This is a genomic window from Pseudomonas sp. E45-MNA-CIBAN-0222, from assembly GCF_040310405.1.
GTDB lineage: Bacteria > Pseudomonadota > Gammaproteobacteria > Pseudomonadales > Pseudomonadaceae > Stutzerimonas > Stutzerimonas stutzeri_AC.
Genome location: NZ_JBEOPU010000017.1, coordinates 1 through 15,202 on the forward strand (window position 1 = coordinate 1; position 15,202 = coordinate 15,202).

The following is a 15,202-nucleotide window of genomic DNA, read 5'->3' on the forward strand; positions in this document are numbered from 1 at the left end:
TACGAGCCCGAGCAGAGTGCCGCGCAGTTGACCTTGATGGTTGGTGAGCTGCACCAGCGCTATCGATCCATCAGGTGCGAGTGTGACCGGTAGGGTGGGCTTCAGCCCACCAACGGGGCCATGGTTACCGGCGGGCTGAAGCCCACCCTACGAAGTGCGTGCAGAGCGCTGAGCAGTTCGCAGCCTACGAGCTCCGAGCAGAGTGCCGCGCAGTTGACCTTGATGGTTGGCGAGCTGCACCCGCTATCGATGCATCAGGTGCGAGCGTGACCGGTAGGGTGGGCTTCAGCCTACCAATGAGCAGTTGCCGGTGGGCTAAAGCCCACCCTACGAGTGCGTGCAGAGCGCTGAGCAGTTCGCAGCCTACGAGCTCCGAGCAGAATGCCGCGCAGTTGACCTTGATGGTTGGCGAGCTGCACCCGCTATCGATGCATCAGGTGCGAGTGTGACCGGTAGGGTGGGCTTTAGCCCACCAACGAGCAGTTAGCTGTGGACTGAAGCCCATCCTACGCATCGATGGGACGCTGGAGTGTCCTCCTTGGAAGCTGCCAACGTAGGAGCGGGGCGCCTTTGATGAATCCAGTCTCATTCGCCCGCGTGCCGTTCACCCGCTCCGCTGAACTTCCGGGCCGCTCTGCGGGCCTCAATCAACAGGACGCGTCATCACCGAGCGGAGGCTCTCCAGATCAGAAGGGGATTGTTTCAATGTCGGATCATCACACGTACAAGAAGGTTGAAATCGTCGGTTCCTCGCGCAACAGCGTCGACGAGGCGATTCAGAATGGCATCGCCGAGGCCAGCAGCTCGCTGCAGAACGTCGAATGGTTCGAAGTTGGCGAGATTCGTGGCCATGTCGAAAACGGCAAAGTTGGCCATTTTCAGGTCACCATGAAGGTCGGCTTCCGTCTTACCAATAGCTGATCTGCGTTTCAGGTCACCCGGCAGCGGCTAGTCGGTCGGCTGCCCGGGATGCCCGCTTCAAACGTGGCCGGCGGGCGCATCGCCACGGCTGCGTTCGTAGCGTCGCAACAGCGGCTGAGTACTCAGGCCGTGCACGACGATGCTCAACACCACCACCGAGATCACCAGCGAAATGAGTGCTTCCGTCTCGGAGGGCAGCAGGCCGTGGGTCACCGCGTAGCTCAGGTAGTAGAGGCTGCCGATGCCGCGAATGCCGAACCAGCCCACCGTCAGGCACTGCGCGCCATCCAGATAGCGGCGTGGCATCAGCAGCCACACGCTGAGCGGCCGAATGACCACGAACAGCGCCAGCGCCAATGGCACTGCACGCCAATCCCAGTGCACCGAGACCAACACGCCGAGCATGGTCACCAGCAGCACTTCCAGGCTGCGCTCCAGCTGCCCGCCAAAGGTCAGGATGTCGCCCATCATCACCCCGGCGGCGACTTTCGGTTCGCCGACCTTCTGCCCCTGCAGCGGCAAATCCCGTGGCGTCAGCCCGCCTTCGGCCAGGTGCGGCACAGCATGAGCAATCAGCTCTTCGGAAGGCGTTTCCGATTCATTGGCGGCGTCCTTTTCCGCATGGCGAAGGCCGAGCCCGGCGGCGAACACCGCAAGAAAGCCCCAGGCGCCGATCAGTTCAGCGCCGACATAGGCCAGCGCAATCAGCGCCAACGCCAGTGAGTCGTTGGGCGACATGGACGTATCGGCATGCCGCGCCCGCAGGGAAATCGCCAGCTTGCCGATCAACCGTCCCAGCAGGTAACCCAGCGCCAGCCCGGCCGGTATGGCCCAGAGCACACGGTGTAAGGCCCACTCGCCGACCCAGCCGGAGCTAATGCTGCCTTGCTCAATCAGCAGCAGGCCGAACACCACGAAAGGAAAGGCCGTGCCGTCGTTGAAGCCTGCTTCGCCGGACAGCCCGTAGCGCACGTGATCGCTGTCGCGTGAGTTGTTGACCTGCACCAGGCTGGCCAGCACCGGGTCGGTAGGCGCGAGGATCGCACCGATCAACACGGCGATGCCCCAATGCAACCCCAGCGTAATGACAGAACGCTGCCACACCCGCGATACAGGCGAGCATCACCGGGCCAGCGAGGATGTAGGCGCTTTTCCAGGCCGGGTGGCGCATCGGCATGCGCAGTTTCAGCCCGCTGACGAACAGCGAGACCAGCACGGCGACCTCGGTGAGGTGTTCCATCCAGCCGGCGATATGCAGGAATTCCATCTCCCACAGGCCCACGCCGAGCTGACCGATGAGCAGACCGAAGCCGAGGTAGATCAGCGAGGTGGTCACCGGCAGCCAGCGCAGGTAAGCCGAGGCCAGAGCGAGAATGAGCAACAGGACGCCGAGAATGGCCATCCATTCGAGAAAATTCATCAGGTCGTCCGATGGCGAGGCGCGACGTGCGCCCGAGGGTGTGTGCCATTGGAGCGGATGGCGACGGCAGGGTTCGCCGCCGGTGCCGAGGTAAGCCGCCGCCGGTCAGGGCAGCGGCATGGGCATTACTGTCGCAGCCCAGCGACGATCTCGAAGGCGCGGTGACGGTCCGCGGTTTCGTAGAGATCGCAGGTGAAGATCAGCTCGTCGGCCTGGGTTTGCTCGAGCAGTACGTCGAGGCGCGCGCGAACCTTCTCCGGGCCGCCGATCAGCGCCAGGCCGAGGAAGTCGCCCACCGCCTGCTGTTCATGCGGTAGCCACAGGCCCTGCATGCTCTCCGCGGGTGGGCGTAGCACCAGGCTCTGGCCACGAATGAGCGAAAGGATGCGCAGGTAGACACTGGTCACCAGATGTTCGGCGCGCTCGTCGCTGTCCGCCGCGACCAGCGGCACGCCGAGCATCACGTAGGGCTTGTCGAGCACCGCCGAGGGCTTGAAGTTGTCGCGGTAGAGCTTGATCGCCTGGTGCATGTAGCGCGGTGCGAAATGCGAGGCGAAAGCATAGGGCAGGCCCTTGGCCGCGGCCAGCTGCGCGCTGAACAGGCTGGAGCCGAGCAGCCAGATCGGCACATTGCTATTGACTCCGGGCATGGCGATCACGCGCTGATTGGGTTGCCGTGGACCGAGCAGCAGCTCCAGCTCCTCGACGTCTTTGGGAAAGTCGTCGGCGCTGCCCATGCGGTCGCGACGCAGGGCATGCGCGGTGAACTGGTCGGCGCCGGGGGCGCGACCGAGCCCGAGGTCGATGCGCCCGGGATACAGCGCTTCCAGCGTGCCGAACTGTTCGGCGATCACCAGTGGTGCGTGGTTCGGCAGCATCACCCCGCCGGCACCGAGACGGATGCGCGTGGTGTTGGCGGCCAGGTAGCCGATCAGCACGGCGGTGGCGGCGCTGGCGATGCCGTCCATATTGTGGTGTTCGGCGACCCAGAAGCGCTGGAAGTCGAGCCCTTCCACATGCTGGGCGAGGGCCAGGGCATTGTGCAGCGCCTGGGCCGGCGTGCCGTCGTCACGAATGGGGGCCAGGTCGAGGGCGGAAAAACGGGTCTGGGCAATGCGGGACATCGGTAACCTCGTGCGAAGAATGCGGGCGGCTCAGCGGCAGTGTTCGGCCTGGGCCTCGGCCACCACGTTGCGCTGTTCGTCGCGCAACCAGCCTTGCGGGGTAAAGCCCAGCGAGCGGGCCTGGAACAGGTAGCGCTGGCCGGGCTGGAAATCGTCGTAGCGGATCACCAGGGTGCAGCGAATGGTGTGGGTTTCGCCAAACAGGCCGAAGGCGCCCCCTGTCACTTCGAATTCATAGCGCGCTTCGAGTTCATGGGCGCCCGGCGGGACCTGGAAATAGCGGCCGTCGGGTGTGCGCTTGCCGTCCAGCTGGTCGGACATGAAGATGTCGCTGGTCTGCGCGGTCATGTCGACCCAGGCCATGTTCGGATCGGGTTGCGGCAAGGGCCCTGCGCAGCCGGCCAGCAGCAGGGCAAGAATGGCGAGGGAGAGTGAGCGACGCATGGCTGGATCCTCGGCGAATGGCTGGGCAGGACGCGCTGGCGCCTATCCGATGCCGCCGAGGGTGCGCCAGAAAGCGGCGCATTTCAACGCGGGCTCAGCGGCCGGCGAGGTCGCCGCAGCCCTTTTCCTCGGCACGGGCCAGCACATACTGGTGCTGGTCGTAGAGCTTGGCCCAGGGCCGGAAGCCATAGCCGCCCGCGACCAGACGATAGCGCGCACCCGCAGTGAACTTGTCGTATTCCAGGGTCAGCTTGCAGTCGCGGGCAAGCGCGCTGCTACCCGGACCGACGTTGGCGCCATTGACCTCGAAGCGGTAGCGCATCTCCAGCTTGCGACTGCCGGGCGGGACCTGGAAATAGCGATCGTCTTCCAGTGTCTTGCCATCCACGGCCACCGCCTGCAGCTGGGTTTCGCCATTCGGGTTGAGATCGACCCAGGCCTGCTCGGGGTCGGGCTTGGGCATCAAGGCAGAGCAGCCGGCCAGGCTGGCGAGGAATGGGACGAGAAGAAGACCGCGCATGTACAAAGCTCCAGCCATGGGCCTGGCAAGGGATCGATTGAGAAAAGCCTTTGGGCTGCCGCGGGTTGCAATCGGCAGCATGGCCTTTGTAGGGTGCGCTACGCGCGCTGGCGCCAGCTCCGACCACTGACCGGTTTATCCGATGCCCAAGCCCAACGCCGCCTTGATCGACAACCGCAGCCTGCGCTGGGTTCCCCTGTTGCTTGCCGTCTGTCTGAATGGTTGCAGCTATTACAGCCAGCTCGCGGTTGGTCAGCTCGATCTGCTGCGCCAACGCCAACCCATCGAAGCGTTGATCGCCGACGACACGGGCGACCCGGCGCTGCGACAACGCCTGGCCGAGGTGTTGCAGGCGCGCACGTTCGCCAGCCAGGCGCTGAGCCTGCCGGACAATCGCAGCTATCGCCTCTACGCCGAGCTCGACCGACCCTATGTGGTGTGGAATCTGTTCGCCACCGAGGAGTTTTCGGTCAAGCCGCTGGAGCACTGCTTTCCCATTGCCGGCTGCGTTGCCTATCGCGGCTACTTTCGCCAGGGCGCAGCACGCGGCGAGGCAGCGCGGCTGCGGTTGCGCGGGCTGGATACCCATGTGGCGGGCGTCGAGGCCTATTCGACCCTGGGCTGGTTCGCCGACCCGCTGCTCAGCTCGATGCTGCGGCGCAACGACGAGCAGCTGGCGGCGCTGATCTTCCATGAGCTGGCCCATCAGCAGCTCTACCTGCCCGGTGACACGGCCTTCAATGAGTCCTACGCCACCTTCGTCGAGCGCGAGGGACTGCGGCAATGGCGTGTCAGCCGTGGGCTGCCGGAGCAGGGCGAGCAGGGTCGGGCGCGCTATCGGCAGCTGGTTGAGTTGTTGCTCGACGCCCGTGAGCGTCTGGACGGGCTGTATGCGTCGGGTCGTCCGGCGCCTGAGTTGCGTGCGCTCAAACAGGCTGAGTTCGCTGCGCTGCGCCAGCGCTATCGACACCTGCGTGACAGCCAGTGGAATGGCGACGCACGGTTCGATCGCTGGTTCGCCCAGCCGTTGAACAACGCCACGTTGTTGCCGTTCGGTCTGTACGACCGCTGGGTGCCGGCTTTTGCCGTGCTTTTCGAACAGAACGGCCGCGACTGGGCACGCTTTCACCAGGCGGTCGCGGCGCTCGCCAAACTGCCGGCCGACGAGCGGGAACCCGAGCTTTTGAAACTGGCCGACTGATCAAGCGAAACGGCGCGCCCTGTTGCCTTGGGCGTTACGCACCGTTATGCCTCATGCGTCGAAAATCTCCGATCTGCCGTTCATCGGCCGCGATACGCCTGTCCGCTGAACGGTGCGAATCGTTTTCCGAACCCTTCGGTCCTCTTTACTAGGTCGCCGATTTAACCGGCGGCGATCGCCCTGCGCCTGATACCCCACGCATAACAACGGAGGCTCCATGGAGACCATTTCCGGAATTCTCGACAACAAAGGCACGCCACTGGAGAAGCAGAAGTTCACATGGAAGGAAATGGCCGGCAAGCCGATCAGCAAGCTGGATGATGATGCGTTTACCCGTGTGCGCATCATCCTCATGAACGGCGTCGAAACCGATGCTTTGCGCCTGAGCCACGGCATCGCCCGCTTCAACAAGGATCTGCGCCTGCCGCTGGCGCAGATCCGCCGCACCGAGCAGCACCAGGCGACCATGATCAACTGGCTGATCGGCGCCGACCACTCGCCGCTGGAAACCACCGTCGCCTACGAGCAGGTCGCCATCGAGGTGACCGCCGCCGTGGCGCAGAACGAGCCTGACCCCTACCAGGCGCAGACCTATCGCTTCGGCCTGCTGGAGGATTTCGACCACCTGTACCGCTACTCGGCGATGCTCGATCGCCTTGAGGGCAAGGATGCCAACAACATCCTGCAGGGCTATACCGACATCGTCCCCGGTCGCAAGACGTCCGAGCATCACCGGCACCCAGAGAACGACATCCGCGACAACTACGAGAAGAACTCCGCCGCGCTGATCACCAAGATCCACGCGGCGCTGATCACCGGCGCGGAATACCAGACCCACGACTACTACATGAATATCGGCCCGCTGTTCGCCGATCCTCTGGTGCGGCAGCTGTATGCCGAGATCGCTTCGGTGGAAGAGCAGCACGTGACCCAGTACGGCGCACTGTCCGACCCGAGCGAAAGCCATATGGAGAAGTGGCTGGTGCACGAGGCGATGGAGGTCTACATGTACGCCAGTTGCGCCGAGCAGGAGACCAACCCGCGCATCAAGGCCATGTGGGAGCGCTTCCTCGACTACGAGCTGGGCCACCTCAACGTTGCCTGCGAATGGTTCAAGAAGCTCGAGGGCCGCGATCCGGCCGAGATCCTCGCCGGCCCGCTGCCGAAGATGGTCGAGTTCAAGAGCCAGCGCGATTTCGTCCGCCAGGTGCTGGCTGCCGAGGTCGATCTGCGCACGGCCGGTCCCGTGTACGTCGACAAGGCCAAGGAACCGCAATCTTCCCTCGATTACCGCAACCACCTCGCCTCGGAAGGGCTCGCCTCGGACATCGTCTCGGCGGGTTACCAGTGGGCGCCGGGTGGCGAACTGATGCGCAAGGCTTCCTGAGGAGACGAATATGGCTACAGCAGCGAAAGTGGGTTCCAACTTCACCGGCGTGCAGATGTCCCCGAAGGACACCAAGCGCCTGCTCGAGGCGGTCAACGAGATTCATCCGGACGTGCCGGGCGATGAGCGCGGCATGTTGGTCGAACGCGCCGAGCGCGCCGCCGAGGCCGACCGTGTCGGCTCGGTGCCGGTACCAGGTTCGGCGAAGGGCATGCTCAAGACCGGCTTCGACATGATGCGAGGCAAGAGCCCTGAGGTGTTCCTCGACAAGCTCGGCGAGCGCCTGGCCTACGAACGTAATGGCGTGCGGTTGTATGAGGCGATGATCGCCAAGGTCAAGGGCCTCGATACGCCGGATTCGGCGCTGATCGACATGCTGATGCATATCCGCGACGAGGAGCACGAGCACATGATGCTGGTGCATCAGGCCATCGAAACCCTCGGCGCCGACCCGACGTCGCAGACGCCTTGCGCCGATGTGGTTGGGGCCATGGCGCTGGGCATCGTCAACGTACTGACCGATCCGCGAACCAATGTCGATCAATGCCTCAACGCACTGTTGACGGTGGAGCTGGCGGATAACGCCGCCTGGGAATTGCTGATCGAGCTGGCGCAGGCGGCGGGCCATCCGAACATCGCCGACAGCTTCGTCAAGGCTAAGACCCAGGAAGACGATCATCTGGTGAAGATCAAGACGTTGATGCGACGGGATCTGATCATGCAGACCAAGTAACAGCGTGCGAGCGGGACGCTTTGGCGCACACCACCGAAAGGGGTGTGCGTCTTTTTTATGGGCGGGGAAAGGTGATGCGGCGTTAGGGGCGTTATCGGCTTTTGTAGCGGCCGATTTCCGAGCTGCTTGGGAGCTTGGTTTCGCCCTGCTGGGCGAGTCACTTTTTCCAGGCGCGGAAAAAGTAACCAAAAACGCTTTGCCCCTGCATCCGGCCCTGCGCTTCGCTCCGGGTTCGTTCACTACGCCGCCGCTCCGAGGGTCGCCGTACAAGGGCCATCCATGGCCCTATACGGCTCTCGCCGCATCCCTGCGGCTCGCCCCTCTCCACGACGGCTTCGTTCACCCTCCTGAAGGGGCATTTGGAGTCGCCTGAGGCCCTGTGCGCAAAAAGCGTTATTAAAGCCAAGCCAAGAATTCGTTAATTGTCCCCATGCTTTTGAGTAGATAGCCGCTCCCGGCGCCACCTCGCCGCTAAACGCGTCTGCCATAGGATTGCAGCAGCGGCTCCCGGGCTACTGGGATTGTCGTGTTCTTGCTTTTGTTCGCACGGAGTATCAGGCGATACGCAAGCGCCCCATCAGGAGGGTGAGTGGAATCGCTGTGTAAGGGGTTGAGCCGCAGGGATGCGGCGAAAGGCTTAAAGGGCCATGGATGGCCCTTGTAAGCCGACCCCTGGAGCAGCGATGGAGCGAACGTACCCCGCGCGAAGCGCGGGGCCGGATGGCAGGGGCAAGACCTTTTGGTTTCTTTTGGGGCGACTGCCAAAAGAAACTCGCCCAGCAGGGCGAAACCAGACTTTCAGGCGACTCGCCAAGCGCTATCAAACAAACCGTTCATCCAACGCACCCAGCCTTGCCTGGCCGGAAAAGAAGCAAAGAAAAAGGGGTGCCGCCTGCGCGAACACCCCTCCTCAACGATCACCGGCGAGCCGGTCAATCGTTCCCGACACTCGCCGTTTGCACGGTACAGCCCCAGACTTCCAGCGCCGGCTGGTCCGCTTGTGGCGGGCCTAGCCATTCGCTCATGGCGTGGCAACGCTGGTCAAAACACAGTTGGTAATCCCCTGCCTCGGGGGTTCGCCCCAGGCGCAGGAGTGGCAACGCAGGCATCTGGCGCTGGTAGTGCCAGGCCCCGTCGCGCAGTTCGGCGTCATCCGGGATTTCCATCCCGGCACCAGAACCCTTGACCCGCGCTTCGCCGAGCAGCAGCCCGTCCGGCGTCACACGGTAATCCTCTTCCCAGCGGATCTTCTCGATGGTGTGGTTCCACGCCAGGGTGAAGGCGGGGGCGGGCACTTCGGCCCACACCACGCCTGCCAGCCCCAGGCATAGACCGATCACGCCGCCGCCGGCTCGGCGCGACGGGCGCGCCAGAAGTGCTGGATAAGGAACAGCGCGCCCAGGCCAAAGCCGATTTCATCGCTGATCGGCATCGCCAGCACCATCGAGGCGGCTGCGGCGAAGGCGAGGATCTTCTCCCACAGCGCCATGGGCCGCTGCAGGTAACCGGTGAACACGGCGCCCCACAGGCCGACGGCGAAGGCCGCCTTGAACAGCATGTACAGCGTGGCGCCCCAGTCGCCGCCCTGCATCATCAGCGCCGGGTTGTACACCGCCATGAACGGCACGATGAATCCGGCAATGGCGATACGGATGGCCCACATGCTGATCTTCAGGCCCTTTTCCTTGGCGATCGGCGCGGCGGCAAAGCAGGCCAGCGCCACCGGCGGGGTCAGGTCGGCCATGATGCCGAAGTAGAAGACGAACATGTGCGAGACGATCAGCGGCACACCCAGGTCGAGCAGCGCGGGCGCGGCGATCGAACTGGTGATGATGTAGTTGGGGATCGTCGGGATGCCCATGCCCAACACCAGGCAGGTCAGCATGGTCAGCAGCAGCGAGAGGAACAGGTTGTTCTCGCCGACGGCCAGGATGTAACCGGCAAAGGTCGAAGCCACGCCGGTCAGCGAAACCACGCCGATGATCACGCCGACCAGGGCGCAGGCGATACCCACCGGCACCGCATGGCGCGCGCCTTCGACCAGCGCGTGCAGACAGATGACCAGGGTGTCGCGACCGCCCTTGATGAACCAGCACACCACCACCAGCGCGGCGATGACGCCGAAGATCACCCCGATGCCGAGCTGGAAGAACCCGGCGCAGAGCAGGCCGAGGGCGATCCAGAAGGCAATGCGCAGGCCGAACGAAGAGACCTTGAGGATGATCGCCGAGCCGAGGATGACGATGGCTGTCAGCGACAGGCCAATGGTGCCGGCGAACATCGGGGTGCGCCCGGAGAACAGCAGCCAGACCAGCACCAGCAGCGGGATCAGCAGGTACCAGCGCTCCTTCACTGCGGCCCAGGCACTCGGGCACTCGTCTTTCGGCAGGCCCTTGAGACCGGCGCGCTTGGCTTCCAGGTGGACCATCCAGAACACCGAGCCGAAGTACAGCAGCGCCGGAATCAGCGCGGCCTTGGCGATCTCGACGAAGGGCACGTTGATGGTCTCGGCCATGATGAAGGCCACCGCACCCATCACCGGCGGCATGATCTGGCTGCCCATCGAGGACGTGGCCTCGACGCCGCCGGCGAAGGCCGGGCGATAGCCGAAGCGCTTCATCAGCGGGATGGTGAACTGGCCGGTGGTGACCACGTTGGCCACGCCGGAACCGGTGATGGTGCCCATCAATGCCGAGGACACCACCGACACCTTGGCCGGGCCGCCCAGCTTGTGGCCGAACAGGCCCATGGCGAAGTCGGTGAACAGCTTGATCATGCCCGCCTGCTCGAGGAACGAGCCGAACAGGATGAACAGGAAGATGTAGGTCGCCGAAACGTAGGTCGGCGTGCCGTACAGGCCTTCGGTGCCGAACGACAGCTGGTTGACGATCTGATCCAGGTAATAGCCGCGGTGCGCGAGATCACCGGGCAGGTACTCGCCGAACAGGCCGTAGGCGAGGAACAGCCCGCAGATGATCGGCAGCGCAATGCCCATGACGCGGCGTGCGGCCTCGAACACCAGCACGATCAGCGTCAGGCCGACCACCATGTCGGTGGTGGTCATGTCGCCGGAGCGCTGGATCAGGTCCGCCTCGAAATACCACTGGTAGAAGAAGGTGGCGAAACCGGCCAGGCCGAGCACCCAGGCCACTGGCTGGAACGGCTTGCCGGTGCCGCGCGCCGGGTAGCAGAGAAACACCAGCAGCAGCAGGAAACCGACGTGACCGGCGCGCAGCACCTGGCTGGACACCGGGTGGAAGGCGGCGGTGACGATCTGATAGATGGAGAACAGCAGGGCGACGTAGAACAGCGCCCTCGGCCATTCGCTGGGGCTGGCATGCAGCCCTTGGCTTTCGCTCATGGGTATCACTCTCTCACTGCAAGGGGATGCCTGTAGAAGCAGGCTTGCCAACGAGGCGACGCGGGCAAGCCTGCTGCTACAAGGAGCGGGCTGGAGCAGGAGCTACGGCCTGCTCAGCCCGTCGTTCAGCGCTGGGTTACTTGAGAACCCCGGCTTCCTTGTAGAATCGCTCGGCGCCCGGGTGCAGCGGGATCGGCAGGTTCTTGGTGGCGTTTTCCAGCTTGATGTCCTTGGCGGCGGAGTGGGCGTTACCCAGGGCGGCCAGGTTGTCGAACATCAGTTTGGTCATCTGGTAAGCCACCTCATCGGAGACCTTCTCGTGGGTCACCAGAATGTTGGTGATGGCCACGGTGGGGACGTCGGCGTCCTGACCGTCATAGGTGCCGGCCGGAATCACGCCCGCCAGGTAGGCGTCGCTCTCGATCTTCTCGACCACGGCGGCCGGGATTTCGACGAAGGTCACCGGCATGGTGCTGGCCAGGTCGCGGATGGCGGCCATGCCCAGGCCCGAGGACTGCAGGGTGGCGTCAAGCTGGCGGTTTTTGATCAGCTCGACCGACTCGGCGTAGGGCAGGAACTCGACGCGGCCCATGTCCTTGTAGTCCAGGCCGGCGGCCTTGAAGATCGCGCGGGCGTTGAGCTCGGTGCCGGACTTCGGCGCGCCGACGGAGATGCGCTTGCCCTTTAGGTCTTCCAGGGTCTTGATGCCGGATTCGGCGCTGGCGACGATCTGGATGTAGTTGTTGTAGGTGCCGGCAATGGCGCGCAGGCGCTTGAGCGGGGCCTTGAAGCCGGCGTCCTCGACACCGTTCCAGGCATCTTCCACCGAGTCACCCAGGGAGAAGGCCAGCTCGCCGCGACCGGCCTGCAGCAGGTTGAGGTTTTCTACCGAGGCCTTGGTGGCCTGCACCGAAGTCTTGGCGCCGTCGATCTTGTTGTACTGCTGCGACAGGGCCACGCCGATCGGGTAGTACACACCGCTGGTGCCGCCGGTGAGGATGTTGATGAAGGTCGGCGCAGCGACGGCTGCAGTGCTGGCGGTGAAGGCTGCAGCGGCAGCAAGCAGGCCCAGGCGTTTGGTCAGTCTCATGGGTGGATCTCCGTTTCGTTGTTATTGGCTTACGCAGCATGGATGACGATAGACGATGCCGCGTTCGGGAACGCGCCAGACGAGCAAGCGGAGGGGCGATGGCTCCGGGGCAGGACCCGGACGTGTGATATCGCTGGCAGCTCTTCTTGTCGTTGGAATCGCATCGAGCACATTGCCATTAGCAGAAGCCGTGCCAGCTGGCGTGAAGGCTCTAGACTGCGGGTTATGGCTCACCTCCAGGCCGCTATCGGCGGAAATCCGCCTATAGCTAGCCATTGATAGGCGGGTTCTCGCTCATGTACTGGCGAACCTTGCCGCCACCCGGCCTTCGAATGCCTGACGGGATGGGAGGGTGCATGGCAGGTGAAGTCGCGGCAGAAGATCTGGGCATCGACGTGGCTCAGGGCGAAGTCGAGCTGTTCAAATGGTTCATTGCCAGTTTCTTGTTTGGCAAGCGTATCCAGCGCGGCATTGCAGCCGAGGCGCATCGGGTGCTTGTCGAGCGCAATCATCTCGATACGCCGAGCAAGCTGCTTGGTTGCGGACATCGCAGGCTGGTGCAGCTGCTCGGCCAGGCTCGCTACGTGCGTTACGACGAATCCACTGCAGCGCGGCTGCTGAAACTATGCGAAAAGCTGGAAAGCGAGTATTCAGGCAGCCTGAGTCGCCTGCGCGAGCTTGGTGAGACACGCAGCGGGGTGGAAAGGCGTCTGCAGGAATTCGAAGGAGTGGGACCGAAGACCGTCGAGATCTTCATGCGTGAGGCGGCGCGGGTCTGGTTTGTGAGCGCGCCGGACGGCGCTTGCCAAGGCCAACCGAACGGTTAGAGTGGCGCCATTGCACTGCCGAAGTCCGCCATGCGCATTTTCCTGCTCGCCTTCAGTCTGCTCCTGCCCATCGCGGCCAGCGCCGCGCCGGCGCCCTATTACCAATGGCAGAGCAAGCTCGACGGCACCATCATCTGCCGCCAGACCTCCCCGGGCGAAGGCTGGGAGCAACTCGACGGCCGACCCTTCCGTGATCTCAACTGCACCATGCCCGCTGCGCGCATCGACCGCCCGAGCAGCGTGCCGGGGTTCCGTCCGCAGCCGGGACGCTGAGTTGGCCGGCACTTTCCGGGCCTGCATATCGAACGCTGACGCCGCTTCACATAGACGCCTGCCGGCGATTGCGTCCTTGGCACTGTAAATCGGCGGGCTGAAGCCCACCCTACAACGCACCCACCATCGTCCCCCAGGCTGGCCGGGCGGTGCTGCGCGCCTCCGCCCGTAGAGTGGGCTTCAGCCCACCGCCCCCCCGCTCAGTCCGCAGGCAGATGCTCATCGATCAACGCCAACAGACGACCCACACTCTCCTCCAGCGGCGTGGAGTTATCCAGACTGATGTAGTCGTCCAGCTCACCGGCGAATAGCGCGTTGCGCGCCAAGCGTGAGTCGATCTGCTCATCGGTCTCGCGCCCACGCGCCTGCAGACGCTGGCGCAGCACGTCCTGCTCGACGCTGAGCAGCACGGCGAGCAGGTTCGGGTAACGCTCGCGGGCCTGCGGAAGATAACCGCGCGAGCCATTGACCAGTACGTGCTCGCCGGCCGCCAGCCATTCGTCGATCTGTGCCGGTATGCCATAGGCCAGACCGTTGGCGCGCCAGCTCAGGGCAAAGGCGTGCTGCGCTTCGAGACGCTCGAATTCACTTGGTGTGACCGGCTGCGCGGCTTCGCCGGTGGCTTCTGCCGAGCGGGTGATCACTCGCCGCGCAACGCGAACGTGGCGTTCGGCTAGCGCCGGCCGGGCGGCGTCGAGCAGGCTGTCTTTGCCGGCGCCGGACGGCCCGATCAGGTAGATCAAGCGGCCTTGCATGAAGAGCTCCCGAATTGTCGTGGGCGAGCGGGGGGGGCCAGTATAAGACGAGCTCGTTGCCGAACATGCTGGCGTTCGTCCGTATGGCAAACATTCGGGGTTCGGCCCGTGCACGCGACACTTTGCCTCGAAGGCGCTGCCCCCTAAGCTGAGCGTCTTCACCGCGCCCCGTGCTGCCGCGTCGCCTACACGACGGCCCGACATTAGAGAAAGAGGAAAAGCATGAAACAGAAGATCGTATTCATCACCGGCGCCACCTCCGGCTTCGGCCGTGCCACCGCCCGCCGCTTCGCCGAGGCCGGCTGGGCGCTGGTGCTGACCGGCCGGCGCAGCGAGCGCCTGGAAGAGCTGCAGAGCCAGCTGTCGGCGAAGGTGCCGGTGCACATCGCTACCCTCGACGTGCGCCACGCCGGCGGGGTGAAGGAGGTGGTCGAGCAGCTGCCGGCCGAATTCCGCCAGATCGATTGCCTGGTCAACAACGCCGGCCTGGCGCTGGCGCCGCAGCCGGCGCAGCAGGTCGATCTAGCCGATTGGCACACCATGATCGACACCAACATCACCGGCCTGGTCAACGTCACCCATGCCTTGCTGCCGACGCTGATCGCCACCGGCAAGGGTGCCAGCATCGTCAACATCGGCTCGGTGGCCGGCCACTGGCCGTACCCGGGCGGACACGTCTACGGCGCAACCAAGGCCTTCGTCGAGCAGTTCGGCTACAACCTGCGCTGCGACCTGCTTGGCACCGGCGTGCGCGTCACCGACATCGCGCCGGGCATGGCCGAAACCGAATTCACCCTGGTCCGCACCAAGGGCGATCAGGACGCCAGCGACCGGCTCTACCGCGGCACCACGCCGCTGACCGCCGAGGACATCGCCGAGCAGATCTTCTACGTCGCCACCCTGCCGGATCACATCAACATCAACCGCCTGGAAGTGATGCCGACGCGTCAGGCCTGGTCGCCGTTCAATATCGATCGCGACAAGTAATCGCTCCAAAAGGCGTGGCGTGCAATGCGCCGCGCCTGCTGCATGCCTCGCAAACAGGCCGTTCAGACATATCGTTAACCCAAGCGTAACGGTCACGCCCGCTGCTTGATTGATGACCTTTCGGTCACGTCCCTACTGTGCGCTCCACAAGCGGAAAAA

14 protein-coding genes and 1 pseudogene are annotated in these 15,202 nt (G+C 64.2%); 7 read left to right on the forward strand and 8 right to left on the reverse strand.

The annotated features are described in order from the left end of the window. Positions 1 to 705 precede the first annotated feature (705 nt). Positions 706 to 921 carry a dodecin gene (locus AAEZ08_RS20175; RefSeq protein ID WP_003284400.1) on the forward strand — a complete coding sequence of 72 codons (216 nt, stop codon included), beginning with the start codon at positions 706 to 708 and terminating at the stop codon, positions 919 to 921. Between the two features lie 57 nt (positions 922 to 978). Here AAEZ08_RS20175 and AAEZ08_RS20180 read toward each other — a convergent pair. From AAEZ08_RS20180 to AAEZ08_RS20195, 4 genes and pseudogenes are all read right to left on the reverse strand, one after another. Further along, positions 979 to 2,341, reverse strand: a pseudogene (locus tag AAEZ08_RS20180) (cation:proton antiporter). Between the two features lie 125 nt (positions 2,342 to 2,466). Further along, entirely contained in the window at positions 2,467 to 3,465 is a 999-nt protein-coding gene (locus AAEZ08_RS20185; RefSeq protein WP_500125018.1) for an LLM class flavin-dependent oxidoreductase, read from the reverse strand. A 30-nt stretch (positions 3,466 to 3,495) separates the two neighbouring features. Continuing rightward, on the reverse strand, positions 3,496 to 3,909 hold the full coding sequence (locus tag AAEZ08_RS20190) for a PA0061/PA0062 family lipoprotein (RefSeq protein WP_106156786.1): 414 nt from the start codon (positions 3,907 to 3,909) through the stop codon (positions 3,496 to 3,498). 94 nt (positions 3,910 to 4,003) lie between these two features. After that, entirely contained in the window at positions 4,004 to 4,429 is a 426-nt protein-coding gene (locus tag AAEZ08_RS20195) for a PA0061/PA0062 family lipoprotein (RefSeq protein WP_003284404.1), read from the reverse strand. Positions 4,430 to 4,571: 142 nt separating this feature from the next. Here AAEZ08_RS20195 and AAEZ08_RS20200 point away from each other — a divergent pair, with 142 nt between their 5' ends. The 3 genes from AAEZ08_RS20200 (at position 4,572) to AAEZ08_RS20210 (ending at position 7,750) form a co-directional block, all read left to right on the forward strand. Beyond that, a complete protein-coding gene (locus tag AAEZ08_RS20200; protein WP_500125019.1) occupies positions 4,572 to 5,630 on the forward strand; it encodes an aminopeptidase in 1,059 nt (352 codons plus the stop codon). A gap of 217 nt (positions 5,631 to 5,847) precedes the next feature. Beyond that, on the forward strand, positions 5,848 to 7,017 hold the full coding sequence (locus AAEZ08_RS20205; RefSeq protein WP_500125020.1) for a hypothetical protein: 1,170 nt from the start codon (positions 5,848 to 5,850) through the stop codon (positions 7,015 to 7,017). A 10-nt stretch (positions 7,018 to 7,027) separates the two neighbouring features. Then, positions 7,028 to 7,750: a ferritin-like domain-containing protein gene (locus AAEZ08_RS20210; RefSeq protein ID WP_500125021.1), complete on the forward strand. Its 723-nt coding sequence runs from the start codon at positions 7,028 to 7,030 to the stop codon at positions 7,748 to 7,750. Positions 7,751 to 8,682: 932 nt separating this feature from the next. Here the strand turns inward: AAEZ08_RS20210 and AAEZ08_RS20215 are convergent. The 3 genes from AAEZ08_RS20215 to AAEZ08_RS20225 all read right to left on the reverse strand — a co-directional run bounded on the left by AAEZ08_RS20215 (position 8,683) and on the right by AAEZ08_RS20225 (position 12,201). Beyond that, positions 8,683 to 9,090 carry a DUF1850 domain-containing protein gene (locus AAEZ08_RS20215; protein ID WP_003281867.1) on the reverse strand — a complete coding sequence of 136 codons (408 nt, stop codon included), beginning with the start codon at positions 9,088 to 9,090 and terminating at the stop codon, positions 8,683 to 8,685. Then, positions 9,087 to 11,111, reverse strand: coding sequence for a TRAP transporter permease (locus AAEZ08_RS20220; protein WP_500125022.1), 2,025 nt, complete (start codon positions 11,109 to 11,111; stop codon positions 9,087 to 9,089). Before AAEZ08_RS20220 ends, AAEZ08_RS20215 begins: the two co-directional genes overlap by 4 nt. Positions 11,112 to 11,247: 136 nt before the next feature. Beyond that, positions 11,248 to 12,201, reverse strand: a complete 954-nt coding sequence (locus AAEZ08_RS20225; RefSeq protein ID WP_013984467.1) for a TAXI family TRAP transporter solute-binding subunit — start codon at positions 12,199 to 12,201, stop codon at positions 11,248 to 11,250. Positions 12,202 to 12,557: 356 nt separating this feature from the next. Here AAEZ08_RS20225 and AAEZ08_RS20230 point away from each other — a divergent pair, with 356 nt between their 5' ends. Further along, positions 12,558 to 13,028, forward strand: coding sequence for a hypothetical protein (locus AAEZ08_RS20230; protein ID WP_003281872.1), 471 nt, complete (start codon positions 12,558 to 12,560; stop codon positions 13,026 to 13,028). 30 nt (positions 13,029 to 13,058) lie between these two features. Beyond that, a complete protein-coding gene (locus AAEZ08_RS20235) occupies positions 13,059 to 13,301 on the forward strand; it encodes a hypothetical protein (protein WP_126190375.1) in 243 nt (80 codons plus the stop codon). A 200-nt stretch (positions 13,302 to 13,501) separates the two neighbouring features. Here AAEZ08_RS20235 and phnN read toward each other — a convergent pair whose 3' ends face one another. Then, on the reverse strand, positions 13,502 to 14,056 hold the full coding sequence (gene phnN / locus AAEZ08_RS20240; RefSeq protein WP_003281875.1) for a phosphonate metabolism protein/1,5-bisphosphokinase (PRPP-forming) PhnN: 555 nt from the start codon (positions 14,054 to 14,056) through the stop codon (positions 13,502 to 13,504). Between the two features lie 222 nt (positions 14,057 to 14,278). Here phnN and AAEZ08_RS20245 point away from each other — a divergent pair, with 222 nt between their 5' ends. Beyond that, complete coding sequence (locus tag AAEZ08_RS20245) at positions 14,279 to 15,043, forward strand: SDR family oxidoreductase (RefSeq protein ID WP_427703591.1); 765 nt, start codon at positions 14,279 to 14,281, stop codon at positions 15,041 to 15,043. The last annotated feature ends 159 nt before the right edge of the window (positions 15,044 to 15,202 follow it).